Below are 25,760 nucleotides of genomic sequence, written 5' to 3'. Positions count from 1 at the left end.
CACCCGCTCAGGGAGCGATGGACGGATCGCAGGACTGCTCGGTCAGCACCAGGGGGGCGGCCACCAGGGGCGCGTTGTCCCCGGAGTTGACCACCTTGAGGTAGTTGCAGGAGCTGCCCAGGAAGCGCGACGGGCTGCCCACGGCCATGGCCTCGATGACGAGCGCGTAGTCGCGCCCCACCGGCACGTCCACGTCCAGCGACTGGCTGCCGCCGTTCTGCATGGCCGCCAGGTCCACGGTGAAGCGCAGCGCGCGCCCTTCGTTGCCGCGCGCGTCCTGGAGGGCGACCATGTCCTCGCGCTTGACCTGCGAGTTGAGGCAGGTGCGCTGCAGCTCGGTGCAGCTGCGGCTCGAGCCGCGCGTGAGCACGGTGACCTGGAGCGCGTGCACCTCGTTGGCGACGGCGCTCGACATGACCACGTCCAGGCCGAAGCGGCCCGTGGGGCCGGAGGACTCGGGGCCGCAGCCGCACAGCAGGGCGGCCAGGGGCAGCAGCTTGAGGGAGGAGGGGCTCATGGCTGGGAGGGGTCCACGCGGATGGTGATGGGGACGCGGCCCCGGTCCTCGGAGGAGGAGAGGGCCACCACGCCCGCGGTGCCGCCGATGGCCACCGCGCCCACGGCCACCCAGAGCCAGGGGCTCTTGTACCAGGGGCGGCCCGAGGAGACCTCGCCGTCCGCGGCGGCCGTCTGCTGCTGCGGCAGCACCTGGAACATCAGCGGCTGGAACGAGTCACCGCGGCCGGCCAGCCGGCGCTGCGCGGCGTCCGCGACCTCGAAGTAGTACTCGACCTCGTAGGGCTCCGACTCCGCGGGCACGTCGTACGCGGGCACCACCGCGCGGAACTGCTCCTTGTCGTTGCGGTCCTTGACGAAGTCGACGGAGTTGTAGGCCTGGTCTCCGGCGCGCCGGTAGAACATGCGCGCGCGGGCGCCCAGCGCCAGCTCCTGGATGGTGGCGGACACCTCCAGCGGCTGGCCCCCCCGGGAGTTGGGGACGGGGGACACGTCCAGCGTCACCGGGCGCACCCGGCGGCTGCGGATGTCCTCCTTGATGCGGGCGTAGAGCGCGCGCAGCTTCGGCGGCGCGGTGCGCGGCAGCTCGTAGTCCGGCCGGGCCTGGAGCAGCTTCTCGTAGGCCTCGCGGGCCTGGTTCTCGTCGCCCAGGTACAGGGCGGTGAGGCCGAGCAGGCGGTAGAGCTCCACGAGCTGATCATCCGTGACGTCCGGCGCGTCGAGCCCGGCCTGCAGCGTGCGCCGGGCCTCCTCGAACTCGCCGTTGTCGATCTGCTCGCGGGCGCGGGTGATTTCGGGGCTCGCCGGCCCGAGCTGCGAGAGGGCGGGCGGCGGGAAGAGGTTGTGGGCGAGTCCGGGGGGCGCCGCGAGGCCCATCACCAGGAGGAGGACCCCCAGCCGCGACGGCAAATCGTGCCTGTGCATCGAACCGACCCTATCAAAGCGTTGTCGGGAGGATCCACGAGGGCCGTATCGTCCAGGGTGACGGCGCGGTGACATCTGCGTGGTGGCGTCGAACCCGGGCGTGTTGACGGTCGAGGGGCCTCCCTCTATGTTCCCCGCCCATTTTTGCCTGGAAGTCACGTAAATGCTCGTAAAGGTTGAACAAATCCATGAGGCGGGGCTGAAGCTCGATGAGCCCGTCGGTCTCGAACTGTTGAATGCCGCGCTGTCGGGGTCGGAGGGCGGCCAGGACACCGGCTTTCGGCCCACCCGTCCGTCCCAGCTCAAGGCGTCGCTGCGCAAGCTGAGCGGCGGCGTGCTGCTGGAGGGGCGCTTCACGGCGGACGTGACGAGCCCCTGCAAGCGCTGCCTGAAGGACGTGGAGCTGGCGGTGCCCGTGTCCTTCACCCTGAACCTGGTTCCGGAGTCGCTCGTCCGTGGAGACGACTTCAAGGACGACTCGGACGACGAGGGGGCCATGGAGAAGAAGGAGCGCCACCAGTCCGAATCCGGCGGCTCCTTCACGATGGACGACGCGGACCAGGAGGTCTTCGACGGGAAGGTCATCGACCTGGACCCCATCGTCCGGGAGCAGCTGCTGCTGGCCCTGCCCATGAACGCCGTCTGCAAGGACGACTGCAAGGGGCTGTGCCCGCAGTGCGGCATCAACCGCAACGAGGCGACGTGCCAGTGCGACACGAAGCCCGTGGATCCGCGCCTGGCGCCGCTCAAGAACATCAAGCTGAGCAACTGACGCCGCGGTGGGAACGTGGGGCCCCTGCCACGGCGGGGGCCCGAAAAGGCGAGGGCCGCGACCCCTCCAGAGGAGAGGCGCGGCCCTGGTCCTCCACGACGCCCAACGGGTGGGCGTCAGCGAGGAGACTTCAGCCCTCGGCCTGGGGCAGCAGCTCGCGGCCCTTGTACTGCCCGCAGGAGGTGCAGGCGCGGTGCGGCATCACCGGCTCCTTGCAGTTCGGGCACTTGGTCACCTGCACGGCGGTGCGCAGGTTGTTGTTCGCCGCGCGGCGGCGGTCACGACGCATCTTGGAAGTACGCTTCTTGGGGACACCCACGGCTCACCTCTGTCTCACGCGCTGTGCCGGGGTCCCCGGCTCCCTGCGCAACATGTCGGTCCAACACCGATCCAGGGAAGCGGTCGCGATCAACTCGCGTACTCCCTGTCCGGCTTGAAAGGCGGCGGAACCTAGCGGCTCGAAAGGCCCGAGTCAATGCGCGAGATCTCCCGAAGTGGGCTCCCCCACGGAGGGACGCCGCCGCCTCCCCGCCGGGTGATACCCGAGCCGGGACACCGCGACAACGTCCTCCCGCGCCCCCGCATCCTCCCGGGTCCGGGATCAGCGCGGCGCGGGCCACCCCGTGCGTTCGCACCTGTGCGCACCCGGGCGGGGCCTTCAGCCAGTCGTTGCCCCCCTGGGGGCTTCCTGGTGTGCTGCGCGCCGCCCGGCCCCCGGAGGGGCGGGCAGGGCCGGGGTATGGCACGCACACAGACGACGGGGCGACGGGGATGAGGCTGGTGCTGGACGCGATGGGGGGCGACCTCGCCCCGGACGCGCCGGTGGAGGGCGCGGTGCTCTTCGCCCGGGCCCACCCGGACCACGAGGTCATCCTCGTGGGGGACACGGCCCGGATCGGCCCCCTGCTGGGCAAGGCCCGTCCCCCCACCAACGTGCGCGTCCACCACGCCTCGGAGGTGGTGGAGATGGACGACCACGCCTCCACCGCCTTCCGCCGCAAGCGCGACTCCTCCCTGCGCGTGGGCTTCGAGCTGGTGCGAGACGGGCAGGGCGACGCGCTCGTCTCCGCCGGCAACTCGGGCGCCGTCATGGCGGGCGGGCTGCTCACCCTGGGGCGGCTGCCGGGGGTGGAGCGGCCGGCCATCGCCACGCTCTTCCCCGCGCTCAAGGGGGGCGGGCGCTGCCTGCTGCTGGACGCGGGGGCGAACGTCGACTGCAAGCCCTCGCACCTGGCCCAGTTCGCCGTCATGGGCGAGGCGTACGTGCGCGTGCGCCAGGGCGTGGCCCGGCCCCGGGTGGCGGTGCTCTCCAATGGCGAGGAGCCGTCGAAGGGCACGCCGCTGACCCGTGAGGCGAGCGACCTCCTGCGCCAGTCCGACCTGGACTTCGCCGGCTACGTGGAGGGCAAGGACCTGTTCTCCGGCGACGTCCAGGTGGTGGTGACGGACGGCTTCACCGGAAATGTCGTCCTCAAGACATCCGAGGGCGTGGGCATGGGCGTCATCGGCCTGTTGCGGCAGGCCATCGAGAAGCGCGGCGGCTTGTCGGAGAAGCTGGGGGCGCTGCTGCTCCAGAAGGCCCTGGCGGGCCTGCGCCGCGTGGTGGACTACGCCGAGTACGGCGGCGCGCCCCTCCTCGGGATTCGCGGGGTGGGCATCGTGGCGCATGGCCGCTCTTCTCCCCGGGCCCTCCACAACGCGCTGGGGGCCGCGCTCGCGGCCGCGCAGGGGGGGCTCCAGGAGGAGCTGACGCGTTGCATCGAAAAGGCCGGGGTCTGGCTTCCTACCCACCAGAGGGGAAAAAGGGCGACAGACGAGGTTGTTTCCGATTAGAGAGCGGAGCCCGGGCGTTGGGTTCCGACGAATCTCTTCTGGAGAACCCTCGTGGCAAGGATGTGGCGCAGCGCGAAGTGCTCCCAGGACGTGGCCTCCTCCCAGGTTGGTGGGCCGCGGCGCGTGAAGGCGCGGGAGCGACGCGAGGCGCGGGGTTCCCCGTGCGGGCGGACCTGCCACGAGGTGGCGCGGTGACGCGCCGGTAGGACCGCCAGGTAGGACAGGAATCGAGTCGTATCAGGAGGCAGAGACCGCACATGGCGAAGGTCGCATTCGTGTTTCCCGGGCAGGGCAGTCAGGCCGTGGGGATGGGCAAGGACCTCTTCGAGAAGTTCCCCGAGGCCCGCGCCGTCTTCGAGGCCGTCGACGATGCGCTCGGGGAGAAGCTCTCCAACCTTTGCTTCGAGGGGCCAGAAGACGCGCTGAAGCTGACGGCGAACACGCAGCCGGCCATCCTGACGGTGTCCGTGGCGGCGCACGCGGTCTTCTCCAAGCGGGGGCCGGCGGCGGCGTTCGTCGCGGGGCACTCGCTGGGTGAGTACTCGGCGCTGGTGGCGGCGGGCTCGCTGAACCTGGGCGACGCGGCCCGGGCGGTGCGCGCGCGTGGCACCTTCATGCAGGAGGCGGTGCCGGCGGGCGTGGGGGCCATGGCGGCGGTGCTGGGGCTGGAGCCGGGCAAGGTGAAGGCGGCCTGTGACGCGGCGGCGGAGGGGCAGGTCGTCGCCCCGGCCAACTACAACTCGCCCGAGCAGACGGTGATCGCCGGCGACGCGGCGGCGGTGGAGCGCGCCGGGGCGAAGTGCAAGGAGGCGGGCGCCAAGCGCGTCATGCCCCTGCCGGTGTCCGCGCCCTTCCACTGCGCGCTGATGGAGCCGGTGAAGCCCCGGCTGGCGGCGGTGCTGGGGAGCATGAAGGTGGGCGCCCCGTCCGTCCCGGTGGTGACGAACGTGGAGGCCCGCCCCAACGCGGACGCGGCGCGGGTGGTGCCGCTCCTCCTGGAGCAGGTGAGTTCGCCGGTGCGGTGGATCGAATGCGTGGAGGCGCTCAAGGCAGAGGGCGTCACGCGCGTGGTGGAGCTGGGTCCGGGCAAGGTGCTGTGCGGTCTGGTCAAGCGCATCACGAAGGACATCGAAACCTTCAACGTCGAGGACGCCGCGAGCCTGGAGAAGGTGCTCGCGGCGCTGGGGTGAGCGCATGAGCTTCAAGGACAAGGTGGTGCTGGTCACCGGCGGTTCGCGGGGCATCGGCAGGTCCATCGCGGTGGGCTTCGCCAAGGCGGGCGCCTCCACCGTCGTCATCAGCTATGCGGGCAACGAGGCTGCGGCCCAGGAGACGGTGGGCCTGCTGCAGGCGGCGGGCGCGAAGGCGGAGGCGTTGAAGTTCGACGTGTCGGACGCCATCGCGTGCGCCAACGCCATCGAGGGGGTCGTCAAGACGCACGGGCGGCTGGACGTGCTCGTCAACAACGCCGGCATGGCGGTGGACGGCCTGGTCATGCGCGTGAAGGACGACGACTGGGACAAGCAGCTGGACACCAACCTGAAGGGCGCCTTCGCCCTCATCCGCGCCGCCAGCCGTCCCATGATGAAGCAGCGCTCGGGCGCCATCGTCAACGTCACCTCCGTCGTGGGGGAGATGGGCAACGTGGGGCAGGCGGCCTACTCGGCCTCCAAAGCAGGCCTCATCGGGCTCACCAAGTCGGTGGCCCGGGAGCTGTCCAGCCGCAACATCCGGGTGAACGCCGTGTCCCCGGGCTTCATCGGGACGGACATGACGTCCCACCTGAGCGACGAACTCCGCCAGAAGATGTTGGAGGGCATCCCCCTGGGACGCCTGGGCAACCCGGAGGAGGTGGCCCAGGCCGTCCTCTTCCTCTCGGGTGACGCTTCCTCCTACATCACCGGCGAGGTGCTCCGGGTCAACGGCGGCATGTACATGTAACCCAAGGTTGGATTGGCGCCGGCCGTGGGATATACCGCGCCGGCTTTCGACAGGGCTCGGGAAGCCTTCCGGGCCTACATCTGGTTCCTGGAGGGTTCAGCACTTATGTCGACGTCCGCAATTGAGACCAAGGTCAAGGGCATCATCGCCGATCAGCTCGGCGTGGGAGAGGATGAGATCAAGGTCGAGTCTTCCTTCATCGAGGATCTGGGCGCCGACAGCCTCGACATCGTGGAGCTCGTGATGGCGATGGAGGAGGAGTTCGAGGTCGAGATCCCCGACGAAGAGGCCGAGAACATCAAGACCGTCGGCGACGCCATCAACTACATCACCAATCACAAGAAGTAGTCAGCAACACGGCGTGCCGGGGGGCGGGGCTTCGCCGCGTCGAACGCGGCGTGCCCGGCGTCCCAGGCGCCACCGGAGAGGACCGTGTCACACCGTCGAGTCGTCATCACCGGTACCGGGGTCATCTCGGCACTGGGCACAGGCACCGAGAAGAACTGGCAGACGTTGCTTGCCGGTAAGTCGGGTATCTCACCCATCACCCGCTTCGACACCGGGAAGCTCGACACGCGAATCGCCGGCGAGGTGAAGGATTTCGAGGCGGAGAAGTTCATCGACCGGCGCGAGGTGCGCCGGATGGACCTCTACGCCCAGTACGCCCTGGCCGCCGCGGAGATGGCGGTGAAGGAGTCGGGGCTGCCCATCGGTCCGGACGTGCCCCATGGGTACACGCCGGAGAAGGTGGGCGTCATCGTCGGGTCGGGCATCGGCGGGATCGCCTCCCTCGAGGAGCAGCACCGCAAGGGCCTGGAGAAGGGGTTCGACCGGCTGTCGCCCTTCTTCATCATCCAGATGATCATCAACATGGCCCCCGGCCTCATCTCGATGAAGTACAACTGCAAGGGGCCCAACTGGGCGCCCGTCTCCGCTTGCGCGACCAGCGCCCACGCCATCGGCGAGGCCTGGAAGTCCATCAAGCTGGGCGAGACGGACGCGGCCATCGCCGGTGGCGCGGAGGCGGCCATCACCCCGCTGGGCGTGGGTGGCTTCTCCGTGATGAAGGCGCTGTCCACGCGCAACGACGACCCGACGGCGGCCAGCCGGCCGTTCGACAAGGACCGTGACGGCTTCGTCATGGGCGAGGGCGCGGGCATCCTGGTCCTGGAGGAGATGGAGGCCGCCAAGAAGCGCGGCGCCCGCATCCTCGCGGAGCTGGTGGGCTACGGGGCCAACTCGGACGCCTACCACGTGACGCAGCCGGCGCCGGAAGGCGAAGGCGCGGCGCGCTGCATGCGCCTGGCGCTGGAGTCCGCGGGCATGCGGCCGGACGAGGTCGGCTACATCAACGCGCACGGCACCTCCACGCCGTTCAACGACGCGAACGAGACCAAGGCCATCAAGGCGGTGTTCGGTGACCACGCGCGCAAGCTGGCCGTGTCGTCGACCAAGTCCATGACGGGCCACATGCTCGGCGCGGCGGGTGGCTACGAGGGCGTGGTCAGCGCGCTGGTGCTGTCGCGCAACGCGCTGCCCCCCACCATCAACCAGACGAGCGCGGATCCGGACTGCGACCTGGACTACGTGCCCAACCAGGCGCGCGAGGCCCGGGTGGACGCGGTGATGAGCAACTCGTTCGGATTCGGCGGCACCAACGCGGTGTTGCTCTTCAAGCGGTTCTGAGTCGACCGGAGATGCCCGCGTGAAAGTCATCCTCGCTTCCGACCACGCGGGCCTGGAGCTCCGCCAGGAGCTGGTGTCCGCGCTGAAGGAGCGCGGCGTGCCCCACGAGGACGTGGGGCCCGTCACGCGGGACTCGGTGGACTACCCGGACTTCGCCGCCCGCGTGTCGCGGGCGGTGACCTCCGGCGAGGCGACGCTGGGCGTGCTGGTGTGCGGGACGGGCATCGGCATGAGCATCGTCGCCAACAAGCACCGGGGCGTGCGCGCGGCGCTGTGCACCACGGAGTTCGAGGCCCGCATGGCGCGGGCGCACAACGACGCCAACGTGCTGTGCCTGGGCCAGCGCGTGGTGGGGGCCGGCGTGGGCCGGGCCATCCTGGAGGCGTTCCTCGCCACGCCCTTCGAGGGCGGGCGGCACGAGCGCCGCGTGCAGAAGATTCGCGAGGCCGAGTCCCAGGGCTAGGGCCTTCGCCGTACCTTTCGTCGAGAGGAGACCCGCCATGGAGAACACCCGCACGCTGGCCGAGGTGGACCCGGAGATTGCCCGGACCGTCCGCGAGGAGACCCAGCGGCAGGAGGACGGCCTGGAGCTGATCGCCTCCGAGAACTTCGTCAGCCCCGCGGTGCTGGAGGCGGTGGGCTCCGTGCTCACCAACAAGTACGCGGAGGGCTACCCCGGCAAGCGCTACTACGGCGGCTGCGAGGTGGTGGACGTGGTGGAGAACCTGGCGATCTCCCGCGCCCGGGAGCTGTTCGGCGCGGACTTCGTCAACGTCCAGGCTCACTCCGGCAGCCAGGCCAACATGGGCGCGTACATGGCGCTGATGAAGCCGGGCGACACGATGCTGTCGCTCGACCTCAACTCCGGCGGCCACCTCACCCACGGCGCGGCCTTCAACTTCTCCGGCAAGCTCTACAAGGTCGTCCACTACGGCCTGACGCGGGACACGGAGACCATCGACTTCGCGCAGGTGCAGGCGCTGGCCCAGGAGCACAAGCCCAAGGTCATCGTCGTGGGCGCCAGCGCCTACCCGCGCGTGCTCGACTTCGCGAAGTTCCGGGAGATCGCCGACGCGGTGGGCGCGGCGGTGATGGTGGACATGGCGCACATCGCGGGCCTGGTGGCCGCGGGCGTGCACCCCTCGCCGGTGCCCTTCGCGGACATCGTCACCACCACCACGCACAAGACGCTGCGCGGCCCGCGCGGCGGCATGGTGATGGGGCGCGAGGCGTACGCCAAGTCCATCAACAGCCAGATCTTCCCCGGCATCCAGGGCGGCCCGCTGATGCACGTCATCGCCGGCAAGGCGGTGGCGTTCCGCGAGGCGCTGGCGCCGGACTTCAAGGTGTACCAGCGGCAGATCGTCGCCAACGCGCAGGCGCTGGCGGAGGCCTTGAAGAAGGCGGGCCTGCGGCTGACGTCCGGCGGCACCGACAACCACCTGATGCTCGTGGACCTGCGCCCCAAGCAGCTCACGGGCAAGGTGGCCGAGGAGGTGCTCGGCAAGGCGGGCATCACCGTGAACAAGAACATGATTCCGTTCGACCCGGAGAAGCCGATGGTGACCTCCGGCGTCCGGGTGGGCACGCCCGCGCTCACCACGCGCGGCATGCGCGAGGCGGACATGGCGGTGGTGGGGCGGCTCATCGGTGAGGCCCTGGACCACGCGCAGGACGACGCGGCGCTCACCCGCATCAAGGGACAGGTGAAGGAGCTGGCCCAGGGCTTCCCGCTGTACGCCTCGCGGCTGAAGTAGCCGCGCGCCGGACCGGAAGCCCCTCGCACTCCATGCGTTGCCCGTTCTGCCAGGACGCAGAGAACAAGGTCATCGACTCGCGCGAGTCGCACGAGGGGTCCGTCATCCGCCGGCGCCGCGAGTGCCTGGCGTGCAAGCGCCGCTTCACCACGTACGAGCGGGTGGAGGAGCTCTACCCGCTCATCGTGAAGAAGGACGGGCGGCGCGAGGCCTTCGACCGGGAGAAGATCGTCAGCGGCCTGAAGAAGGCCTGCGAGAAGCGCCCCGTCTCCGCCGACCAGTTGGAGGAGACGGTGGTGGCCATCGAGCGGCTGCTGCAGGGCACGGGCGAGAAGGAGATGGCCTCGTCCGTCATCGGCGAGGAGGTCATGCGCCGGCTGCAGCAACTGGACGAGGTGGCCTACGTCCGGTTCGCGTCCGTGTACCGCAGCTTCCGCGACATCTCCGAGTTCATGCACGAGCTGAAGGACCTGCTCGAGGACCAGGAGCGGGAGCGCAAGGCGAAGCCCCCGCTGGCTCCCGGCCGGGGCGGTTGAGGGATGGCACCATGCGGTTGCTGACGCGAGCGAGGTTGGAGGCCACCCGGGCTCCCCGGGCGAAGCGCGCGGCGGACTTCGACCGCGCGGTGGCCGAGTTCTTCATGCGCATCGCGCTGGAGGAGGCGGCCAAGGGCCTGGGCCGCACCAGCCCCAACCCGGTGGTGGGCGCGGTGCTGGTGAAGGGCGGCCGCATCATCGCCCGCGGCTACCACAAGAAGGCGGGCACGGCGCACGCGGAGGTGGTGGCGCTGGAGGCCGCCGGCGCGCGCGCCCGGGGCGCGGACCTCTACTCGACGCTGGAGCCGTGCGACCACTACGGCCGCACGCCCCCGTGCAGCATGGCCATCATCGAGGCCGGCGTGCGGCGGGTCATCTGCGGCTCGGCGGACCCCAACCCCAAGGTGAGCGGCAAGGGCGTGGCCCGGATGCGGCGCGCCGGGGTGAAGGTGGTGACGGGGGTCCTCCAGGAGGAGGCGGACCAGCTCAACCGGCCCTTCTTCAAGTCCATCCGCACGGGCCTGCCGTGGGTGACGCTGAAGGCCGCGGCGACGCTGGACGGCAAGCTGGCCACGGCGACGGGGGACTCGCGCTGGGTGACGGGCGAGAAGTCACGCGCCTGGGTCCACCGGCTGCGCGACTCCGTGGACGTCATCCTCGTGGGCGCCAACACCGTGCGCCACGACGACCCCAAGCTCACCACGCGGCTGCCGGGCGGCGGGGGCAAGGACCCCTTGCGCGTCGTGGTGGACAGCCACCTGCGGCTGTCGCCGGGCTACACCGTCTTCACCCAGAAGAGCCCCGCGCGCACCATCGTCGCCACGCTGGAGGACCCGGAGGGCCGCAAGGCGCGGCGCTTCCTCGCCCAGGGCGTGGAGGTGTGGCAGGTGCGCGAGAAGCAGGGCCGCGTGGACCTCAAGGCCGTGCTGCGCCGGCTGAACAAGGAGGGCCTCAACCACGTGCTCGTCGAGGGCGGCGCGCAGTTGTACGGCTCCTTCCTGCGCGAGCACCTGGCGGACGAGCTGGCCCTGTTCCTGGCCCCCAAGCTGCTGGGCCGCGAGGGCCTGTCCTGGGCCGGGGACCTGGGCGTGAAGGAGATGGCCCACGCCCTGTCCGTGAAGGACCTGACCTTCGAGCAGGTGGGACAGGACGTCCTGCTCCGGGCCTTGCTGTAGGTCTAATGACGCCACGCGCCCCCGGAAGGGCGGCGGGCGGGTGGGTGGGTTATATGCCCCACCCATATGTTCACCGGACTCATTCAGGACATTGGCCAGGTGGAGCGCGTCATCTCCGGGGAGATGACGGACCTGTGGATCCGCACGTCCCTGGGCGCGGCCTCGTTCGCGCTGGGCGAGTCCATCGCCGTCGACGGCGCCTGCCTCACGGTGGTGGAGCGCGCGGGGGACTCCTTCCGGGTCCAGGCCGCGCCGGAGACGCTGCGGCGCACCACGCTGGACGCGGTGCGGCCGGGCGACCGGGTCAACCTGGAGCGCGCCCTGGCGCTGGGGGACCGGCTGGGCGGGCACCTGGTCTCCGGCCACGTGGACCAGGTCAGCCAGGTGCTGGAGACCCACCCGGAGGGCGGCTCGTGGGTGATGGTGTTCGGCCTACCGGCGGCGCTGGCGCCGTACTTCATCGAGAAGGGCTCGGTGGCCATCGACGGCATCAGCCTCACCGTCAACTCGGTGGGGGCGGACCGCTTCGCCGTGCAGCTCATCCCGGAGACGCAGGAGCGCACCACGCTGCGGGCCAAGCAGGTGGGGGCCCGGGTCAACCTGGAGGCGGACCCCATCGGCAAGTACGTGGCCCGGCTGTTCCTGCTCCAGCGGGGGCAGGGGCCCGTCCCGGGAGGGAGCGGGCTGACGGAGGCGGCTGTCCGGGCGGCGGGTTTCGGAACGCCGTAGCAGGCGACGCCGGGGCACAGGTGGTGTAGGAAGCCCCGCATGCCTCGCTACATCGAAGGTGACTTCCTGCCCCCCAAGGGCCGCTTCGCCATCTGCGTGGCCCGCTTCAACGGCTTCATCACCGAGGAGCTGGCCAAGGGTGCCGTGGACACGCTGGTGCGCCACGGCGTCCCGGACGCCGACGTCGACGTGTACCGCTGCCCCGGGACCTACGAGCTGCCCGGCCTCGTGCGCCGCGTCGCCGAGTCGCGCCAGTACGTGGGCGTCGTCGCCCTGGGCGCCGTCATCCGCGGCGGCACGCCCCACTTCGACTACGTGGCGGGGGAGTGCGCCAAGGGCATCGGCTCGGTGGCCTTCAACGCGGCGGCGGCCAACCCCGCGACGGCGGTCACCTTCGGCGTGCTCACCACGGACACCGTGGAGCAGGCCATCGACCGGGCGGGCGTGAAGGCGGGCAACAAGGGCGCGGAGGCCACCCTGGCCTGCATCGAGATGGTCAACCTGTTCACGCGCATGGCCCACCTCGACGGGAAGAAGGGCTGACCATGGGCGCACGGAGAACGGGACGTGAGCGTGCGTTGCAGGCGCTCTACCAGTTGGAGATGACCCCGAGCTCGTCCGCGATGGACGCCCTGGAGTCGGCCTGGACGGCTTCGGAGGAGGGCAAGCGGGATCCGGACGCGGTGCGCTTCGCCCGGGAGCTGGTGGAGGGCGTGCAGGCGCACCGCGCGGAGATCGACCGCCTCATCGAGGCGCACAGCCACAACTGGCGCCTGGACCGCATGTCGCGCATCGACCGCAACGTGCTGCGCGTGGGCATCTTCGAGCTGAAGTACCGGCCGGACATCCCGCGCAAGGTCACCATCAACGAAGCGGTGGAGCTGGGGAAGAACTTCGGGACGGAGGAGTCCAGCGCCTTCGTCAACGGCCTGCTGGACCGGGTGGCCGTGGCGCTCAACAAGGCGTGAGCCGCAGCAGCGCATAGGAGCGGGCCGTGAGCCAGACGACGACGCACGACATCGGGATGGAAGGGCTGGACTCGCTGTCCGGCGTGGACGCCCTGTGCCTGTTCGTGGCGGAGGACGACCGGCCGCTGCCCGCCACCGCGGGCTTCGTCGACTGGCGCTTGTGCGGCGCGTTGTCGCGCGTGCTCCAGGGCGGCTTCTTCTCCGGCGTCAAGGACGACTGGCTCCTGCTGCCCTCGGACGGGAAGCTGGAGGTGCCGCGCGTCTTCGTGGTGGGGCTCGGGCGGCGCAAGGCGCTCGACGCGGACGCGCTGCGCGACGCCCTGGCGGAGGCGGGCAAGGTGCTCAGCCGGGCCCGGGTGGAGTCCGTGGCGCTGGAGGTCCCCGGGAGCGGGACGCTGGAGGACCCGGCGCGCTCGGAGGCCTTCCAGAAGGGCTTCCTCCCCGCGTTCAAGGGCGCCCGGGTGGCGGTCCTGGCCGACAAGGGGCTCGTTCGTCTCCTACCAGCCAGGAAGGGCTGAGGGCCTGCGACCGGACAGGGCTTCTGTTAGCATGGGGCACCGTCCGGGGCGTGTGCTCATGCGTGTCAAGGTGCTGATTGTCGAGGACTCCAAGGCGTCGCGCGAATACATCGCGTCGACGGTGGAGGCCGTGGAAGGCATCGATGCGGTGGTGACCTCGAGCGGGTTCGAGGCGCTCAAGCTGCTGCCGCGCCACCGGTTCGACCTCATCATCACCGACATCAACATGCCCGACATCAACGGGCTGGAGCTCATCAACTTCGTCAAGAAGAACCCCAACTACCGGGACGTGCCGCTGTTCATCATCACGACGGAGGGGCGCGAGCAGGACCGCGACCGGGGCATGGCGCTCGGCGCGGCGGAGTACCTGGTCAAGCCCTTCCAGCCCGGGAGCCTGGAGTCGCTCCTGCGTCGGTACCTGAAGCTGCCGTGAGTCCCGCGAGCAAGGCCCTGGCCGAGTTCGTGGCCGAGGCGACCGAGATTCTCGAGGCGCTCGGCAAGGACCTGTTGGTGCTCGACGAGCGTCGAGGCCAGGAGGCGGACCCCGAGCGCGTCAACGGAATCTTCCGCGCGGCGCACTCGCTCAAGGGGTTGGCGGGGCTGTTCGGCCAGGAGCGCATCTCCCGGCTGGCCCACGGCACGGAGGACCTGCTGGACCGGCTGCGGCTGGGCAAGCTGCTCCTGGACGACGCGGTGCTGGACACGCTCATCGAGGCGCTGGACGCGTTCCAGGCGCTCCTGGCGGAGACGGCGCACGGCTCGGAGTCGGAGGGGTTGTCGCGCCGGGCGGAGGGGATGGCGGAGCGGCTCGGACGGCTCGGCGCCCCCGTGGCCGCGCGGGACGAGGACCCGTTGGATCGGCTGGAGCTGGACGCGCAGGTGCGCGCCGTCTTCACGGAGTACGAGGAGCACCGGCTCCGGGAGAACGTGCGGCGTGGCGTGTCGCTGTGGCGCGTGCGCGCGGCCTTCGACCTGTCCGACTTCGACAAGGGCCTGGCGGACCTGAACGCGCGCCTCAAGCCGCTGGGCGAGGTCATCAGCACGTTGCCGTCGGCGCAGCCGGGCGGCGCGCACGGCATCGCGTTCGACCTCATCTTCGGGGCCCAGGTGGCCCAGGCGGAGCTGGAGTCGGGGCTGAAGGGCACGCCCGCGGAGCTGTCGCAGCTCACCGTGCGCCCGTCGTCCGCGTCGGCCCGGTCCGCGGAGGCGCTGTCGCGCGCGCCGCTGGCCCAGGCGGAGTCCCACGCCGCGCTCGTGGTGGCCTCGCCCACGGACGTGTTGCCCCAGACGCCCGCCACCCGGCGCGGGGGCCGGAAGAAGGGCGCTCGGGCGACGCCCGCTCCCGCGGCAACGGCCCCTGGGGCTCGCGCGGGCGACGCCTCGCACCCGGTGGTGGAGTCGCGGCGGGCCGCCGCTCCGGAGGCGCGCGCCGACGCGGGGCCACCTCCCGGTCCGGGGCCCGCCTCGCAGGCGTGGCTCCCCCTGGCGGACCCGGCGACCTGGGGCGCGCGGCCCGGGCCCGCCAGCGGCGACTGGGCCCTCTCGGCCGACGAGACCCGGTCCGGTGTCGAGGCCACGGAGGGGCACGAAGAGGTCGCCGCCGGCCGGGGGACGAGGCCCGCCCGGGGGCCTGTTGGAAACCCGGGGGCCGCCTCCGTCGTGGAGGCGAGGTCCCAGGGGGGGCGAGGACCGGGCACCTCGGGGCCGGTCCCGTCGCTCGTGACGTACCTCCAGGGCCCCGGTGGCCGCGCGCCCGGACGGACGGCGCCCGCGTCGGACCGACCCGCGGCGCCCGCGCCGGTCCCGGCGGAGTCCTCGCTGCGCTCGCTGACGCAGACGGTGCGCGTGGACATCGGCAGGCTGGACGGCCTCATCAACATGGTGGGCGAGCTGCTGCTCATCAAGGCCAACCTCCAGCGGCTGGCCGAGTCGGCGCGTGTCGATGGCGCGGTGCCGCTCTCCAAGCTGTTCGGCCAGGAGCTCGCGCGCGAGACGCGGGGCCTGGAGCGCAAGCTCGAGGCGCTCCAGGAGGGCCTGCTGGAAGCGCGGATGGTGCCGGTGGGCCAGGTGTTCGACAAGCTGGCCCGGCTGGTGCGACGCATCACCCGCGAGGCGGGCAAGGAGATCGACTTCGTCATCGGCGGCGGCGAGGTGGAGCTGGACAAGCTCATCGTCGAGGAGCTGAGCGACCCGCTGATGCACCTCATCCGCAACGCCATCGACCACGGCGTGGAGCCGCCGGAGGTGCGCCTGGCGGCGGGCAAGCCGCGCCGGGCGGTGGTGGCCCTGCGCGCCGAGCAGAAGGGCAACCACGTCGTCATCGAGGTGAGCGACGACGGGGCCGGCATCGACGAGCTGCGCGTGCGCGAGGTGGCGCTGGGCCGGGGGCTCATCACCTTCGCGCAGGCGGAGGAGATGGGGCGCCGGGAGCTGCTCAACCTCATCTTCCTGCCGGGCTTCTCCACCGCGCGCAGCGTGTCCGAGCTGTCCGGCCGGGGCGTGGGCCTGGACGTGGTGAAGAACAACCTGGGCAACCTCTCCGGCATCATCGACGTGTGGAGCGAGCGCGGGAAGGGCACGGCGTTCCACCTGACGCTCCCCGTCACGCTGGCCATCATCCGCGCGCTGGTGGTGGGGGTGAGCGCCCGTACCTACGCGGTGCCGCTCAACAGCGTGCTCGAAATCCTCTCCGTCCAGCCGGGGGACATCCGCACGCTGGAGCGGCGCGAGGTGCTGGACGTGCGGGGCCAGACGCTGCCCTTCGTGCGGTTGTCGCGGCTGTTCGGCCTGCCGGAGCGCCCGGTGAGCCGCTACTTCGTGGTGGTGGTGGGGCTGGCGCAGGAGCGGCTGGGCATCGCGGTGGACGAGCTGCACGGCCAGCAGGACATCGTCACCAAGCCCCTGGGGGGCCGGCTGCAGTCCGTCCGGGGCATCTCCGGCGCCACGGACCTGGGCAACCGGCGCACGGTGCTGGTGCTGGACGTGGCGGCCCTCCTGGAAGAGGGGATGGCCCAGGAGCGCCGGCGCGCATGAGGCGCGCTGCGGCCGGCCCCGGTGACTGCTATCCTCGGTCGCCGTGTCCCGGTTCGCCGAACTGCTCGACGACTTCTTCTACCGTCCGGACGAGGACGTCGGCGGCCTTCAGGACTTCGCCTCCGGCAGCGACGGTGCGTCATCCCTGCTGCCCGAGGAGGTCCCCGAGGAGTACCTCGCGTTCCGCCTGGAGGGGGAGTCCTACGCGGTGCCCATCCGCGCCGTGCGGGAGATCTCCAAGGTGCCGCCCCTGACCGAGATTCCCCGCGCGGAGCCCCAGCTGCTGGGGCTGATGAACCTGCGGGGCGAGCTGCTGCCGGCCTACGACGTCAAGGTGCGGCTGGGGCTGGCGGAGAAGGCGCCCCTCGTCGCGGGGCCCGAGGCGCCGCCGCCCCCGCGCGACGCGCGCATCATCGTCCTGCGCACCCAGACGGGGCCCGCGGGCGTCTGGGTGGATGGCGTCGCGGGGGTGGTGAAGCTCAAGCCCTCCATGCTGGAGCCGCCTCCGGCGAGCCTCCGCATGGGGGACAGGGATTGCGTCGTCGGCATCGGCCGGCGGGGGCCCTCGCTCTACATCCTCCTCGACCCGGAACAGGCGCTGGCGCCATGAAGGACCCCGTCAACCTGCTGTCGCGCCGCCCCCGCGCGGTGGAGGACACGCCCGGTACAGAGGCGGATGCCCAGGTCCAGTTGTGCGCCTTCTTCGTGGGCGACGACGAGTACGTGCTCGACATCCGGCGCGTGGAGGAGGTCCTCCCTCCCCAGCGCGTCACCGCCATCCCCCACGCCCCCGCCTTCGTCGAGGGGGTCGTGCACCTGCGCGGCGTCGTGTTGCCCGTGGTGGACCTGCGCAAGCGGTTGCAGGGCGTGCCGGCCGCGGAGTCGCGCAAGGCGCGCATGCTGGTGTGCAAGCTGGGGCCCCGGCGGGTCGTCGTGCGCGTGGACCGCGTGGCGGAGGTGTTGCGCGTGCGGCGGGGCGACATCAAGCCCGCGCCGGCGTTGATGGTGGCGGGCCGGTCTCCGTTCGTCGTGGGCGTGTGTGGCCCGCCGGACCGGCTCCGGCTGTTGCTGGACCTCAAGGCCTTGCTGCGCGCGGAGCTGGCGCGCGAAGGGGCCCTCCAACCGAAGTGAACCAGAGTGGGGGACGTACGTGGACCGCGGGAATCTCGACAACCATCGCCGCATCTTGGGGATCTGCCTCATCCTGACCAACGCGTTGTCGTTGCTGGCGGCCCTGGCCGTGGGCGGCTTCTTCTTCATCTGGGGGTCGATGTTCCCGGAGACGACGTCCGCGGGTGACCTGGCCCTCTTCTGGCTCATCGCGGCGGGCATCTCCGGATGCGTCTTGCTGATGGGGCTCCCTGGCGTGCTCGCGGGCATCGGGCTGCTGCGGCGGCGGAAGTGGGCGCGGCTGCTGTCCCTCATCGTCGGCGCGGTGGGGCTGGCCAACGTCCCGCTGGGAACCATCGTGGGGATCTACGCCATCTGGTTCTACGCGCAGCCGGGCTCGCTGGAAGTCCTCGAATGAATCACCTCCCCGAGTTCCCGGCGGAAGAGGAGGTGCGCTATCGCGCGCTCCAGAACCTCGACCTGCTCGGCGAGGGCATCCTCGACGTGCTGGTCGCGGGGCTGCACGACGAGAGCTGGAGGGTGCGGCACGCCGCGGCGGAGGGGCTCCAGCGCCTCCCTCGCCGGAGCGAGGTCGCCGCCCGGCTCGTCGCGGTGCTGGGAGAACGGGGAGAGACCGGCGCGCGCAACGCGGCGGCGGAGGCGTTGGCGGGATTGGGGGGCTCGGCGTTGCCGCCGCTCCTCGCGTTGTTGGGACACGTGGATCCGGACCAGCGCAAGTTCGCCGCGGACATCCTGGGGCAGCTCGGCCTGCGCGCCGCGGAGGGCCCTCTGGTCCTGGCGCTGGAGGACCCGGACCTCAACGTGCGCGTGTCCGTGGCGGAGGCGCTGGGGCACGTGGGCGGGGAGGAGGCGGCGCGCGAGCTCGAGGCGCTGCTGGGGGACCCGGAGCCCTTGTTGCGGCTCGCGGCGCTGGAGGGGCTGACGCTGCTGCGCTCGCCGCCGCCGCTGGGCGTGGTGGCGCCGTTCCTCGACGACAGCCGCCTGCGGCGCAGCGCGTTCCGGCTGTTGGGGCTCATCCCCCAGGTCGCGGCGACGGAGCGCATCTGTCGGGGGTTGGCGTCGCCGTCGCGCTCGGTGCGGGAGGCCGCGCTGGCGGCCCTCGGGACGCAGGCCACGCTGGTGTCCTTGCGCCGTGGGGAGGTGGAGTCCGTCGTGCGCGCGGCGCTGCGCCAGTTGCCGGACGCGCCGCAACGGCTGGAGGAGGCGCTGGAGGGGGAGGACGTGTCGGTGCGCGCGGGGGCGCTCCTGGCGGTGGCGGCGCTGGGGGAGGTCTCCCTGGCGGTGCGGGTGGCCGAGACGGCGCGGGAGGACCGGCTGCTGCGTGAGGTGCTGGCCACGCTGGGCCGGCTGGGCACGGAGGGCGGGCGGGTGCTGCTCGCGTCCATGGCGGACCTGTCCCTGCCCGCGCGCTCCGCCGCCGCCGAGGCGCTGGTGGACCTGGTGGACGCGTCCTCCGTGACGTCGCTGTGCGTGTTGCTGGAGTGGGCGGAGGACGACCTGCGCGCTGGCGTGGTCCGCGCGTTGGGGCGCACGCGCTCGCCCGAGGCGGCTCGGCCGCTCGTGGACCTGCTGGGCGAACCCTCCATGGCGGGTGCCGCGACGCGGGCCCTGGCCGTGCTCGCGGGGAGCCGCCGTGACGAGGTGCTGGCGTTGTTGGAGGAGGCGATCGTGGCGCGGGCCACGCCCGCCGCGGTGATGGCGCTGGGCCGGGTGGGCGGCGCGCCCGCGTTGCCCATGCTGCGCAGGCTCGCGCGGGACGCGGACCCGGCGTGGCGCGCGGCCGCGGTGGAGGTCGCGGGCGAGGTGGATGGTGAGGTGGGGCGCGAGGTGGCCCGGGCGGCGCTGGCCGACGAGGCGGTGGCCGTGCGTGTCGCCGGCGTGAGGGCCACGGGGCGGCTGGGAGGGACGGAGGCGGGGGCGCTGCTGCGCTCGGCGCTCCAGGACGAGGACCTCACGGTGCGGCGCGTGGCGGTGGAGGCGGTGGGGGCGAGTCGCGCGAGCGACCGCGTCGCGGAGGTGGAGCGGCTCGTCACGCACCCGGACGGCGGGCTCGCGGTGGCGGCGGTGCGCACGCTGTCGCGGCTGGGGCGAGCGGGGCCTCGGGTGCTGCGGGACGCGGCCGGACATCCCGACGCGGAGGTGGTGAAGGCCGCGCTGCTCGCGGGCGCGCTGACCCAGGAGGGGGTGACGTTGGCGATGTCGCTGCTGGAGCACTCCCACTGGGACGTGCGCGCGGCGGCGGCGCGCGTGCTCGGGGACTCGGGAGGCGCCGAGTGCCTGGAGGGCGCGCGGCGCGCGTTGGAGGCCGAGTCGGATGCCCTGGCGCGGGAGGCGCTCACGGACGCGGTGGCACGGCTGTCGCGGCGTTGAGCGGAGGGAACGCGGGTGGCGCGCTTCGACGACAGCCGGCCGGACATGACGCCCGAGGAGTTCCGCCTCCTCCGGGACCACGTCTATTCGCACTGCGGCATCCTCGTGCACGAGGACATGAAGTTCGTCATGGAGCGCCGGCTCTGGCCCCGGCTGGAGGCGCTGGGCGTCCCGGACTTCGGCGCCTACCACCGCTACCTGCGCTACGACGCGAACCGGCACACGGAGCTGGAGGCGGCCATCGAGTCGCTCACCACGCACGAGACGTATTTCTTCCGCGAGCCCTCGCAGCTCAAGGCGTTCCGCGAGGAGCTGTTGCCCGTGCTGGAGCGGCGCAACGCCCGTACGCGCCGGCTGCGCCTGTGGTCCGCGGGGTGCTCGTCCGGCGAGGAGGCCTACACGCTGGCCATGCTCCTGCGCGAGGACCGGCGCTTCGAGGGCTGGGACGTGGAGGTCTACGGCAGCGACATCTCCCGGCGCGTGCTGACCATGGCGCGGCGCGCGGAGTACGGCCCGTCCGCGCTGCGCGCCACCTCCGCGGACCTGCTGGAGCGCTTCTTCGTGCCGGCGGCGAACAACAAGGTGCGGGTGCGTGACGACGTGCGCGCCATGGTGTCCTTCGGCCACCACAACCTGCTGGACGAGGCGGGCAGCCAGTTGGTGATGAAGATGGACGCCGTCTTCTGCCGCAACGTGATGATCTACTTCGACCAGGCGGCGCGGCGGCGCGTGCTGCGAATCCTGCGCGACCGGCTGGTGCCGGGAGGCTACCTGCTCTTGGGGCACTCGGAGAACCTGTTGAACCTGGGCGCGGACTTCGAGCTGGTCCACCTGCGCGGCGACCTGGTGTACCGCCGCCCGGAGCTGCCGGGCCTGGCGCGGAGCGAGGACCGATGAGCGCTCGCGAGGTGGTGTCGGTGCTCGTCATCGACGACTCGGCGCAGAACCGGCGCACGCTCACCACGCTGCTGGAGTCCTCTGAAAACGTCCGCGTGCTGGACCGGGCCGCGGACGGCGAGGAGGGGCTGAAGAAGGTCCTCGAGCTGCGGCCGGACGTGGTGACGCTGGACCTGGAGATGCCCCGGCTGGGGGGCTTCACCTTCCTGCGCCTCTTGATGCGCACGGCGCCCACGCCCGTCATCGTCATCTCCAGCTACGCGCACAAGTCGGACGTCTTCAAGGCGCTGGAGCTGGGCGCGTTCGACTTCATCGCCAAGCCCCAGCGGGGGACGACCGAGGAGCTGGAGGCGCTGCGCCGGGAGCTCCTGGAGAAGGTCCACGCCGCGCTCCACGTCCGGCCGGGGCAGCGTCACGCGGCGCCCGGCGCGCGCGCGCTGGCCGTGGCGGGCGAGCTGCCGCTGGTCGTCGCGGTGGGGGCCTCCACGGGAGGACCTCCGGCGGTGCAGCGCGTGTTGGAGGGGTTGGCCTCGGAGCCGACGCCGTGCGTGCTGGTGAGCCAGCACATGCCAGCGCAGTTCACCCGGGCCTTCGCGGAGCGGTTGGATCGCATCGGCCCCTTCACGGTGACGGAGGCGGTCGAGGGCGACACGGTGCAGCCGGGGCACGTGTACATCGCGCCTGGAGGTCGGCACCTGGTGGTGGTGGAGCGTGGCACGCGGCTGGAGCTGCACACGCCCCCTCCCACGCCGCTCGACAAGTACGCGCCCAGCGTGGACCGGCTCTTCACGAGCGTGGCGCAGGTGCTGGGCGCGGACGCGCTGGCGGTGGTGTTGACCGGCATGGGTGCGGACGGCGCCATGGGGGCGCGCGAGGTACAGCGCGTCGGCGGCGAGGTGTGGGCGGAGTCGGAGGAGACGGCCGTCGTGTTCGGCATGCCCGGGGAGGCCATCGCCACGGGGGCCGTGAAGCGGGTGCTGCGCCTGGGGGAAATCGGACCCGCGCTGGCGACGGTGGCGCGGCGGTGGCGGTGAGCGCGTGGACGTTCACCGGCTGCGGGTGCCGTGTGGGTGCTAGGCTGGGCGGGACATGACGCAGCAGCAGATTCGAGCCCTGGTGGTGGACGACTCGCAGGCCATGCGCCGCAGCATCATGTATGCGCTGCAGCGCATCAGCGGCGTGGTCTGCACGGAGGCGCAGGACGGCGCGGAGGGGCTGAAGCTGCTGACCCAGGGGCGGTTCGACCTGGTGCTGACGGACATCAACATGCCGCTGATGGACGGGCTGAAGCTCATCCGTCACATCCGGCAGGCCACGGACCATCGCCACGTGCCCATCATCGTCATCACCACGGAGGGCGCGGCGGCGGACCGGGAGCGGGCGTTGGCGCTGGGGGCGAGCGCGTACCTGGTGAAGCCCGTCCAGGCGAAGGTGGTCATGGACACCGTGCGCGACCTGCTGAAGCTGGACTGAGGGGCCTCGCGCCATGGACTTCCTGTTGCGGGTGGCCGGGCTGGAGAAGCGCTACGGCGACGTCAAGGCCGTGCAGGGCGTGAGCTTCTCGGTGGCTCCGGGCGAGGTGCTGGGCCTGGTGGGGCCCAACGGCGCGGGGAAGACGTCGACGCTGCGCTGCCTGGCGGGAATCCTCCCGCCCTCGGCGGGGCGGGTGGTGGTGGCGGGGTACGACCTGGCGACGGACGCGGTGGAGGCCAAGCGCCAGTTGGCCTTCCTCCCGGACGAGCCCCGCTTCTTCGAGTACCTCACCGTATGGGAGCACCTGAACTTCACGGCGCGGCTCTATGGCGTGGAGGACTGGGAGGAGCGGGGCCGGGCGTTGCTGGAGGAGATGGAGCTGTCCGGCAAGGAGAAGTCGCTGCCCGGTGAGCTGTCGCGGGGCATGAAGCAGAAGCTCTCCATCGCCTGCGGCTTCCTGCACTCGCCCAGGCTCATCCTCCTGGACGAGCCGCTCACGGGACTGGACCCCATCGGCATCCGGCGCATGAAGGCGTCTCTGCGGCGGCGCGCGGAGGAGGGCGCCGCGCTGGTGCTGTCCTCGCACCTGCTGCCGTTGGTGGAGGAGCTGTGTCACCGGCTGCTGGTGATTGCCGGCGGGCGCGCGATGGCGCTGGGCAGCCTCGACGAGATTCGCGCGCGGCTGAGCGGACCGGGGGCGGAGCAGGCGTCGCTGGAGGACCTCTTCGTCCGCATCACCAGCGCGGCGGGAGGGGAGAAGTCCTCGCCGTGAGCTTCCCGGGCGCGGTGGTGTTCCTGTGGCTCGCGTCGTGGCGCAACCGCCTGCGTCTCCAGCTCCAGCGGCTGCGCCGTCCGCGCTACCTCCTCGGCGCCCTGGTGGGGCTGGGCTACGTCTACTCCATCTTCCTGCGGCGGCTCGACTTCTCCGGTCCGATGGGGCACGTGCCGCCCGGGGTGACGCTGTTCGCGGAGCTGTCGCTCATGCTCTCCTCGCTGGCGACGGTGTTCAGCGCCTGGGCGCTCGGTCCGGACCGGCCCGCGCTGACCTTCACGGAGTCGGAGGTGGTGCAGTTGTTCCCCGCGCCCGTCGCGCGGACGTCGCTCCTGCACTACAAGCTGGTGAAGGGGTGGATGGGCGCGGCGCTGGGCGCGCTCATGGCCACGCTGTTCATCGGCCGGCTGGCGAACCCCGTGCCCGCGCTGTTCTTCGCGGGCTCGTGGTTGGGGCTGGGCACGCTCTACCTGCACACGACGGCGGCGTCCTTCACGCGCACGCGACTGGCGGCGCGGGGCTGGCTGGGGGGGCTGGTCCGTTGGGGCGGGGTGGGGCTGGCGTTGATGGCCGTGGGCCTGGTCGCCTTCCGGACGCTGGGCACGCACCCGTTCCCGGAGCAGGTGGGTGCACCCAAGGACCTGTGGCGCTGGCTGGAGGACTTCATGGCGGCGCCGGGGCCGGCCGCGGTGCTGTGGCCGGCGCGGCTGCTCGTGGCGCCGGCCCTCGCGCGGGATGTCGGCTCGTTCGTCCAGGCGCTGCCGCCGCTGCTCGCGATGCTGGGGGCACACTACCTGTGGCTCCGCGTGGCGGAGGTGCCCTTCGAGGAAGCCGCGGTGCTCCGGGCGGAGTCGCGCACGCGGGAGCGGGCCCTGCGTGGAGGAGGGCGAGGGCGCGCGGGGGCCATCACCCTGCGCAAGGCGCCCTTCCGGCTGATGGCGCGCGGACGCCCCGAGGTGGCGCTCGTGTGGAAGAACCTCATCGCGCGCAAGCGGATGGGGGGCGGCGTGCTGGCCCTCGTCGCGTTCCTGTTGGCGGGTGGTGCGGTCGCCGCGGCCATGGGGGATGCGCGGCTGTTCACCGACACGCGGCGGGTGGTGGGGCCCCTGGCGTTGACCGCGGCGGTGTTCCTGACGGTGATGGGGCCGAGCGCCTTCCGCATGGACCTGCGGATGGACATGGCCAAGCTGGACCTGTTGCGCGCGCTGCCGCTGGCGGGCTGGCAGGTCGTCGGCGCGGAGCTGGCGGCGTCGGCGCTCGCGGTGGGCGGCTTCCAACTGGGCCTCCTGCTCGTGGCCCTGGGCGTGGGCCCGGGGATGGACGAGGCCTGGCTCCTCGAGGTCTGGGCGCCGGGGCTCCTGTCGCTGGCCTGCGTGCTCCCGGCGGTGTCGCTCGCGGGGCTCTTCGTGCAGAACGCGGCGGTGGTGCTGTTCCCCGCCTGGGTTCCGGCGGATCGCGGTGAGCGCGCGCGAGGCATCGAGGCCCTGGGGCAGCGCTTGTTGACGCTGGTGGGCTCGCTGGTGGTGACGCTGGTGGGGCTGGCGCCCGCGTCGCTCGTGGGGCTGGTGGTGGGCTTCCCGCTGTGGCCCTCGCTGGACGTCTGGGCGCTGCCGCTGGCGGGCGCCGCGGCGGCGCTGGTGTTGGTGGCGGAGGTGGGCGTGGGCATCGCGCTCTTGGGCCGTGCTTTCGAACACCTGGACGTGGCCGAGGACCGCCCGGAGTAGTCGGGGCGTCGGCTCCTGGACGGGCGGTCTCCTCGTGCTTGCGGCGCGCCGGGCTCGGGGCGCAGGGTGCGTCGACTCGAGGCACGGGAGCGCCGCATGAACGTGGGATTCGTGGGACTGGGCAACATGGGTCTGCCCATGGCGAAGCAGGTGTTGTCTGCGGGGCACTCCCTGACGGTGTGGAACCGCACCGCGTCCCGCGCCGACCCCCTCGTGAAGCAGGGCGCGCGGGTGGTGGCCTCTCCCGCGGACGCCGCGCGGGGAGCGGATGTCGTCGTGAGCATGCTGGCCGACGACCGGGCCGCGGAGGCGGTGGCGCTGGGCCAGGACGGCGTGGGGGCGGGGCTCGCGAAGGGCGCGGTGCATGTCTCGTCGAGCACCATCTCCGTGGCGTTGTCTCGCCGGCTGGCGGAGGCGCATGCGCGCGTGGGGCAGGGCTATGTGTCGGCGCCGGTGTTCGGCCGTCCGGAGGCGGCGGAGGCGAAGCAGCTCTGGGTGCTGGCCGCCGGGCCCGCAGGCGACGTCGCGCGCTGCAAGCCGGTGCTGGAGGCGCTGGGACGGGGCCTCACGGTGCTCGGCGAGGAGGCGACCGCCGCCAACGTGGTGAAGCTGTCCGGCAACTTCCTCATCGCGTCGATGATGGAGGCGCTCGGTGAGGCGTTCGCGCTCACGCGCAAGGCGGGCCTCGAACCCAGGCAGTTCCTGGAGGTGTTCCAGTCCGTCTTCGCGCGCTCGCCCATCTTCGAGAACTACGCGCGCGCCATCGCCGAGGAGCGTTACGCACCCGCGGGCTTCGCCATGCGCCTGGGGCTCAAGGATGTCGGGCTCGTGCTGGAGGCGGCGCGGGCGGCGGAGGTGCCCATGCCGCTGGCGAGCCTGTTGCGGGACCAGTACCTGGGCGGCGTGGCGCAGGGGCATGGGGACCTGGACTGGTCCGCGCTGGGCGCGCTCATCGCTGGGCGCGCGGGCCTGCCGGGGCCTCGTTGAAACGCGAACCGCCCCGGA

General features: G+C 72.0%; 29 protein-coding genes. 26 read left to right on the top strand and 3 right to left on the bottom strand.

The features are described 5' to 3' along the window. Window positions 1–7 precede the first annotated feature (7 nt). Both LZ198_RS21505 and LZ198_RS21500 read right to left on the bottom strand, forming a co-directional pair. Window positions 8–517, bottom strand: a complete 510-nt coding sequence (locus LZ198_RS21505; protein WP_253973901.1) for a hypothetical protein — start codon at window positions 515–517, stop codon at window positions 8–10. After that, window positions 514–1,440, bottom strand: coding sequence for a tetratricopeptide repeat protein (locus LZ198_RS21500; RefSeq protein ID WP_253973900.1), 927 nt, complete (start codon window positions 1,438–1,440; stop codon window positions 514–516). The genes LZ198_RS21505 and LZ198_RS21500 overlap by 4 nt, the downstream gene beginning before the upstream one ends. A gap of 163 nt (window positions 1,441–1,603) precedes the next feature. Here LZ198_RS21500 and LZ198_RS21495 point away from each other — a divergent pair, with 163 nt between their 5' ends. After that, window positions 1,604–2,212: a YceD family protein gene (locus tag LZ198_RS21495; RefSeq protein WP_253973899.1), complete on the top strand. Its 609-nt coding sequence runs from the start codon at window positions 1,604–1,606 to the stop codon at window positions 2,210–2,212. 130 nt (window positions 2,213–2,342) lie between these two features. On the opposite strand, the gene rpmF is transcribed toward LZ198_RS21495, so the two are convergent. Next, a complete protein-coding gene (rpmF, locus tag LZ198_RS21490; protein ID WP_253973898.1) occupies window positions 2,343–2,531 on the bottom strand; it encodes a 50S ribosomal protein L32 in 189 nt (62 codons plus the stop codon). 452 nt (window positions 2,532–2,983) lie between these two features. On the opposite strand from rpmF, the gene plsX reads away from it, so the two are divergent. The 25 genes from plsX to LZ198_RS21365 all read left to right on the top strand — a co-directional run bounded on the left by plsX (window position 2,984) and on the right by LZ198_RS21365 (window position 25,742). Then, complete coding sequence (gene plsX, locus LZ198_RS21485; RefSeq protein ID WP_253973897.1) at window positions 2,984–4,045, top strand: phosphate acyltransferase PlsX; 1,062 nt, start codon at window positions 2,984–2,986, stop codon at window positions 4,043–4,045. Window positions 4,046–4,302: 257 nt separating this feature from the next. Beyond that, window positions 4,303–5,235, top strand: a complete 933-nt coding sequence (gene fabD, locus LZ198_RS21480; protein ID WP_253973896.1) for an ACP S-malonyltransferase — start codon at window positions 4,303–4,305, stop codon at window positions 5,233–5,235. Between the two features lie 4 nt (window positions 5,236–5,239). Beyond that, on the top strand, window positions 5,240–5,986 hold the full coding sequence (gene fabG / locus LZ198_RS21475) for a 3-oxoacyl-[acyl-carrier-protein] reductase (RefSeq protein WP_253973895.1): 747 nt from the start codon (window positions 5,240–5,242) through the stop codon (window positions 5,984–5,986). A gap of 105 nt (window positions 5,987–6,091) precedes the next feature. After that, window positions 6,092–6,334: an acyl carrier protein gene (acpP, locus tag LZ198_RS21470; protein WP_253973995.1), complete on the top strand. Its 243-nt coding sequence runs from the start codon at window positions 6,092–6,094 to the stop codon at window positions 6,332–6,334. A gap of 84 nt (window positions 6,335–6,418) precedes the next feature. Beyond that, window positions 6,419–7,672, top strand: coding sequence for a beta-ketoacyl-ACP synthase II (fabF, locus tag LZ198_RS21465; protein ID WP_253973894.1), 1,254 nt, complete (start codon window positions 6,419–6,421; stop codon window positions 7,670–7,672). Window positions 7,673–7,691: 19 nt separating this feature from the next. Next, the gene (gene rpiB, locus LZ198_RS21460; protein WP_253973893.1) at window positions 7,692–8,135 is read left to right on the top strand and encodes a ribose 5-phosphate isomerase B; all 444 of its coding nucleotides are present in this window, start codon (window positions 7,692–7,694) and stop codon (window positions 8,133–8,135) included. A gap of 37 nt (window positions 8,136–8,172) precedes the next feature. After that, window positions 8,173–9,429: a serine hydroxymethyltransferase gene (locus LZ198_RS21455; RefSeq protein WP_253973892.1), complete on the top strand. Its 1,257-nt coding sequence runs from the start codon at window positions 8,173–8,175 to the stop codon at window positions 9,427–9,429. Between the two features lie 32 nt (window positions 9,430–9,461). Then, window positions 9,462–9,965: a transcriptional regulator NrdR gene (gene nrdR, locus LZ198_RS21450; protein ID WP_253973891.1), complete on the top strand. Its 504-nt coding sequence runs from the start codon at window positions 9,462–9,464 to the stop codon at window positions 9,963–9,965. Between the two features lie 11 nt (window positions 9,966–9,976). Beyond that, the gene (ribD, locus tag LZ198_RS21445) at window positions 9,977–11,140 is read left to right on the top strand and encodes a bifunctional diaminohydroxyphosphoribosylaminopyrimidine deaminase/5-amino-6-(5-phosphoribosylamino)uracil reductase RibD (protein ID WP_253973890.1); all 1,164 of its coding nucleotides are present in this window, start codon (window positions 9,977–9,979) and stop codon (window positions 11,138–11,140) included. Between the two features lie 66 nt (window positions 11,141–11,206). Further along, on the top strand, window positions 11,207–11,869 hold the full coding sequence (locus LZ198_RS21440) for a riboflavin synthase (RefSeq protein ID WP_253973889.1): 663 nt from the start codon (window positions 11,207–11,209) through the stop codon (window positions 11,867–11,869). Window positions 11,870–11,908: 39 nt separating this feature from the next. Continuing rightward, complete coding sequence (gene ribH, locus LZ198_RS21435) at window positions 11,909–12,412, top strand: 6,7-dimethyl-8-ribityllumazine synthase (RefSeq protein ID WP_253973888.1); 504 nt, start codon at window positions 11,909–11,911, stop codon at window positions 12,410–12,412. 2 nt (window positions 12,413–12,414) lie between these two features. Further along, the gene (gene nusB, locus LZ198_RS21430; RefSeq protein ID WP_253973887.1) at window positions 12,415–12,837 is read left to right on the top strand and encodes a transcription antitermination factor NusB; all 423 of its coding nucleotides are present in this window, start codon (window positions 12,415–12,417) and stop codon (window positions 12,835–12,837) included. Window positions 12,838–12,863: 26 nt separating this feature from the next. Next, window positions 12,864–13,355 carry a M17 family peptidase N-terminal domain-containing protein gene (locus tag LZ198_RS21425; protein WP_253973886.1) on the top strand — a complete coding sequence of 164 codons (492 nt, stop codon included), beginning with the start codon at window positions 12,864–12,866 and terminating at the stop codon, window positions 13,353–13,355. 58 nt (window positions 13,356–13,413) lie between these two features. Beyond that, window positions 13,414–13,788, top strand: a complete 375-nt coding sequence (locus LZ198_RS21420; RefSeq protein WP_234070895.1) for a response regulator — start codon at window positions 13,414–13,416, stop codon at window positions 13,786–13,788. After that, on the top strand, window positions 13,785–16,388 hold the full coding sequence (locus tag LZ198_RS21415; protein ID WP_253973885.1) for a chemotaxis protein CheA: 2,604 nt from the start codon (window positions 13,785–13,787) through the stop codon (window positions 16,386–16,388). The genes LZ198_RS21420 and LZ198_RS21415 overlap by 4 nt, the downstream gene beginning before the upstream one ends. A 43-nt stretch (window positions 16,389–16,431) precedes the next feature. Continuing rightward, window positions 16,432–16,998: a chemotaxis protein CheW gene (locus tag LZ198_RS21410; protein ID WP_253973884.1), complete on the top strand. Its 567-nt coding sequence runs from the start codon at window positions 16,432–16,434 to the stop codon at window positions 16,996–16,998. Beyond that, on the top strand, window positions 16,995–17,519 hold the full coding sequence (locus LZ198_RS21405; RefSeq protein WP_253973883.1) for a chemotaxis protein CheW: 525 nt from the start codon (window positions 16,995–16,997) through the stop codon (window positions 17,517–17,519). Before LZ198_RS21410 ends, LZ198_RS21405 begins: the two co-directional genes overlap by 4 nt. Before the next feature lie 19 nt (window positions 17,520–17,538). Beyond that, the gene (locus tag LZ198_RS21400) at window positions 17,539–17,916 is read left to right on the top strand and encodes a hypothetical protein (protein ID WP_253973882.1); all 378 of its coding nucleotides are present in this window, start codon (window positions 17,539–17,541) and stop codon (window positions 17,914–17,916) included. Next, the gene (locus LZ198_RS21395; RefSeq protein WP_253973881.1) at window positions 17,913–19,889 is read left to right on the top strand and encodes a HEAT repeat domain-containing protein; all 1,977 of its coding nucleotides are present in this window, start codon (window positions 17,913–17,915) and stop codon (window positions 19,887–19,889) included. The genes LZ198_RS21400 and LZ198_RS21395 overlap by 4 nt, the downstream gene beginning before the upstream one ends. 15 nt (window positions 19,890–19,904) lie before the next feature. Beyond that, window positions 19,905–20,786 carry a CheR family methyltransferase gene (locus LZ198_RS21390; protein ID WP_253973880.1) on the top strand — a complete coding sequence of 294 codons (882 nt, stop codon included), beginning with the start codon at window positions 19,905–19,907 and terminating at the stop codon, window positions 20,784–20,786. After that, window positions 20,783–21,820: a chemotaxis-specific protein-glutamate methyltransferase CheB gene (cheB, locus tag LZ198_RS21385; protein ID WP_253973879.1), complete on the top strand. Its 1,038-nt coding sequence runs from the start codon at window positions 20,783–20,785 to the stop codon at window positions 21,818–21,820. The genes LZ198_RS21390 and cheB overlap by 4 nt, the downstream gene beginning before the upstream one ends. A gap of 55 nt (window positions 21,821–21,875) precedes the next feature. Further along, on the top strand, window positions 21,876–22,259 hold the full coding sequence (locus LZ198_RS21380) for a response regulator (RefSeq protein WP_253973878.1): 384 nt from the start codon (window positions 21,876–21,878) through the stop codon (window positions 22,257–22,259). Window positions 22,260–22,272: 13 nt separating this feature from the next. Beyond that, window positions 22,273–23,031, top strand: coding sequence for an ABC transporter ATP-binding protein (locus LZ198_RS21375; protein ID WP_253973877.1), 759 nt, complete (start codon window positions 22,273–22,275; stop codon window positions 23,029–23,031). Then, window positions 23,028–24,755 (top strand): putative ABC exporter domain-containing protein, encoded by a 1,728-nt coding sequence (locus tag LZ198_RS21370; protein ID WP_253973876.1) that lies wholly within the window; start codon window positions 23,028–23,030, stop codon window positions 24,753–24,755. Before LZ198_RS21375 ends, LZ198_RS21370 begins: the two co-directional genes overlap by 4 nt. A gap of 96 nt (window positions 24,756–24,851) precedes the next feature. Continuing rightward, the gene (locus LZ198_RS21365) at window positions 24,852–25,742 is read left to right on the top strand and encodes an NAD(P)-dependent oxidoreductase (RefSeq protein WP_253973875.1); all 891 of its coding nucleotides are present in this window, start codon (window positions 24,852–24,854) and stop codon (window positions 25,740–25,742) included. Window positions 25,743–25,760 lie beyond the last annotated feature (18 nt).

This window comes from Myxococcus dinghuensis, assembly GCF_024198235.1.
GTDB classification, from domain to species: Bacteria; Myxococcota; Myxococcia; order Myxococcales; family Myxococcaceae; genus Myxococcus; species Myxococcus dinghuensis.
This window is presented reverse-complemented; position numbering and strand designations above follow the sequence as displayed.

Excerpts from the sequence above, each read along its gene's own strand:
- ribD (WP_253973890.1), top strand. The coding sequence starts at position 9,977 with ATGCGGTTGCTGACGCGAGCGAGGTTGGAGGCCACCCGGGCTCCCCGG.
- nrdR (WP_253973891.1), top strand. The coding sequence starts at position 9,462 with ATGCGTTGCCCGTTCTGCCAGGACGCAGAGAACAAGGTCATCGACTCG.
- cheB (WP_253973879.1), top strand. The coding sequence starts at position 20,783 with ATGAGCGCTCGCGAGGTGGTGTCGGTGCTCGTCATCGACGACTCGGCG.
- LZ198_RS21440 (WP_253973889.1), top strand. The coding sequence starts at position 11,207 with ATGTTCACCGGACTCATTCAGGACATTGGCCAGGTGGAGCGCGTCATC.
- fabD (WP_253973896.1), top strand. The coding sequence starts at position 4,303 with ATGGCGAAGGTCGCATTCGTGTTTCCCGGGCAGGGCAGTCAGGCCGTG.
- LZ198_RS21505 (WP_253973901.1), bottom strand. The coding sequence starts at position 517 with ATGAGCCCCTCCTCCCTCAAGCTGCTGCCCCTGGCCGCCCTGCTGTGC.
- plsX (WP_253973897.1), top strand. The coding sequence starts at position 2,984 with ATGAGGCTGGTGCTGGACGCGATGGGGGGCGACCTCGCCCCGGACGCG.
- fabG (WP_253973895.1), top strand. The coding sequence starts at position 5,240 with ATGAGCTTCAAGGACAAGGTGGTGCTGGTCACCGGCGGTTCGCGGGGC.
- ribH (WP_253973888.1), top strand. The coding sequence starts at position 11,909 with ATGCCTCGCTACATCGAAGGTGACTTCCTGCCCCCCAAGGGCCGCTTC.
- LZ198_RS21420 (WP_234070895.1), top strand. The coding sequence starts at position 13,414 with ATGCGTGTCAAGGTGCTGATTGTCGAGGACTCCAAGGCGTCGCGCGAA.
- nusB (WP_253973887.1), top strand. The coding sequence starts at position 12,415 with ATGGGCGCACGGAGAACGGGACGTGAGCGTGCGTTGCAGGCGCTCTAC.
- LZ198_RS21365 (WP_253973875.1), top strand. The coding sequence starts at position 24,852 with ATGAACGTGGGATTCGTGGGACTGGGCAACATGGGTCTGCCCATGGCG.
- LZ198_RS21380 (WP_253973878.1), top strand. The coding sequence starts at position 21,876 with ATGACGCAGCAGCAGATTCGAGCCCTGGTGGTGGACGACTCGCAGGCC.
- LZ198_RS21375 (WP_253973877.1), top strand. The coding sequence starts at position 22,273 with ATGGACTTCCTGTTGCGGGTGGCCGGGCTGGAGAAGCGCTACGGCGAC.
- LZ198_RS21495 (WP_253973899.1), top strand. The coding sequence starts at position 1,604 with ATGCTCGTAAAGGTTGAACAAATCCATGAGGCGGGGCTGAAGCTCGAT.
- LZ198_RS21500 (WP_253973900.1), bottom strand. The coding sequence starts at position 1,440 with ATGCACAGGCACGATTTGCCGTCGCGGCTGGGGGTCCTCCTCCTGGTG.
- acpP (WP_253973995.1), top strand. The coding sequence starts at position 6,092 with ATGTCGACGTCCGCAATTGAGACCAAGGTCAAGGGCATCATCGCCGAT.
- LZ198_RS21395 (WP_253973881.1), top strand. The coding sequence starts at position 17,913 with ATGAATCACCTCCCCGAGTTCCCGGCGGAAGAGGAGGTGCGCTATCGC.
- LZ198_RS21405 (WP_253973883.1), top strand. The coding sequence starts at position 16,995 with ATGAAGGACCCCGTCAACCTGCTGTCGCGCCGCCCCCGCGCGGTGGAG.
- LZ198_RS21455 (WP_253973892.1), top strand. The coding sequence starts at position 8,173 with ATGGAGAACACCCGCACGCTGGCCGAGGTGGACCCGGAGATTGCCCGG.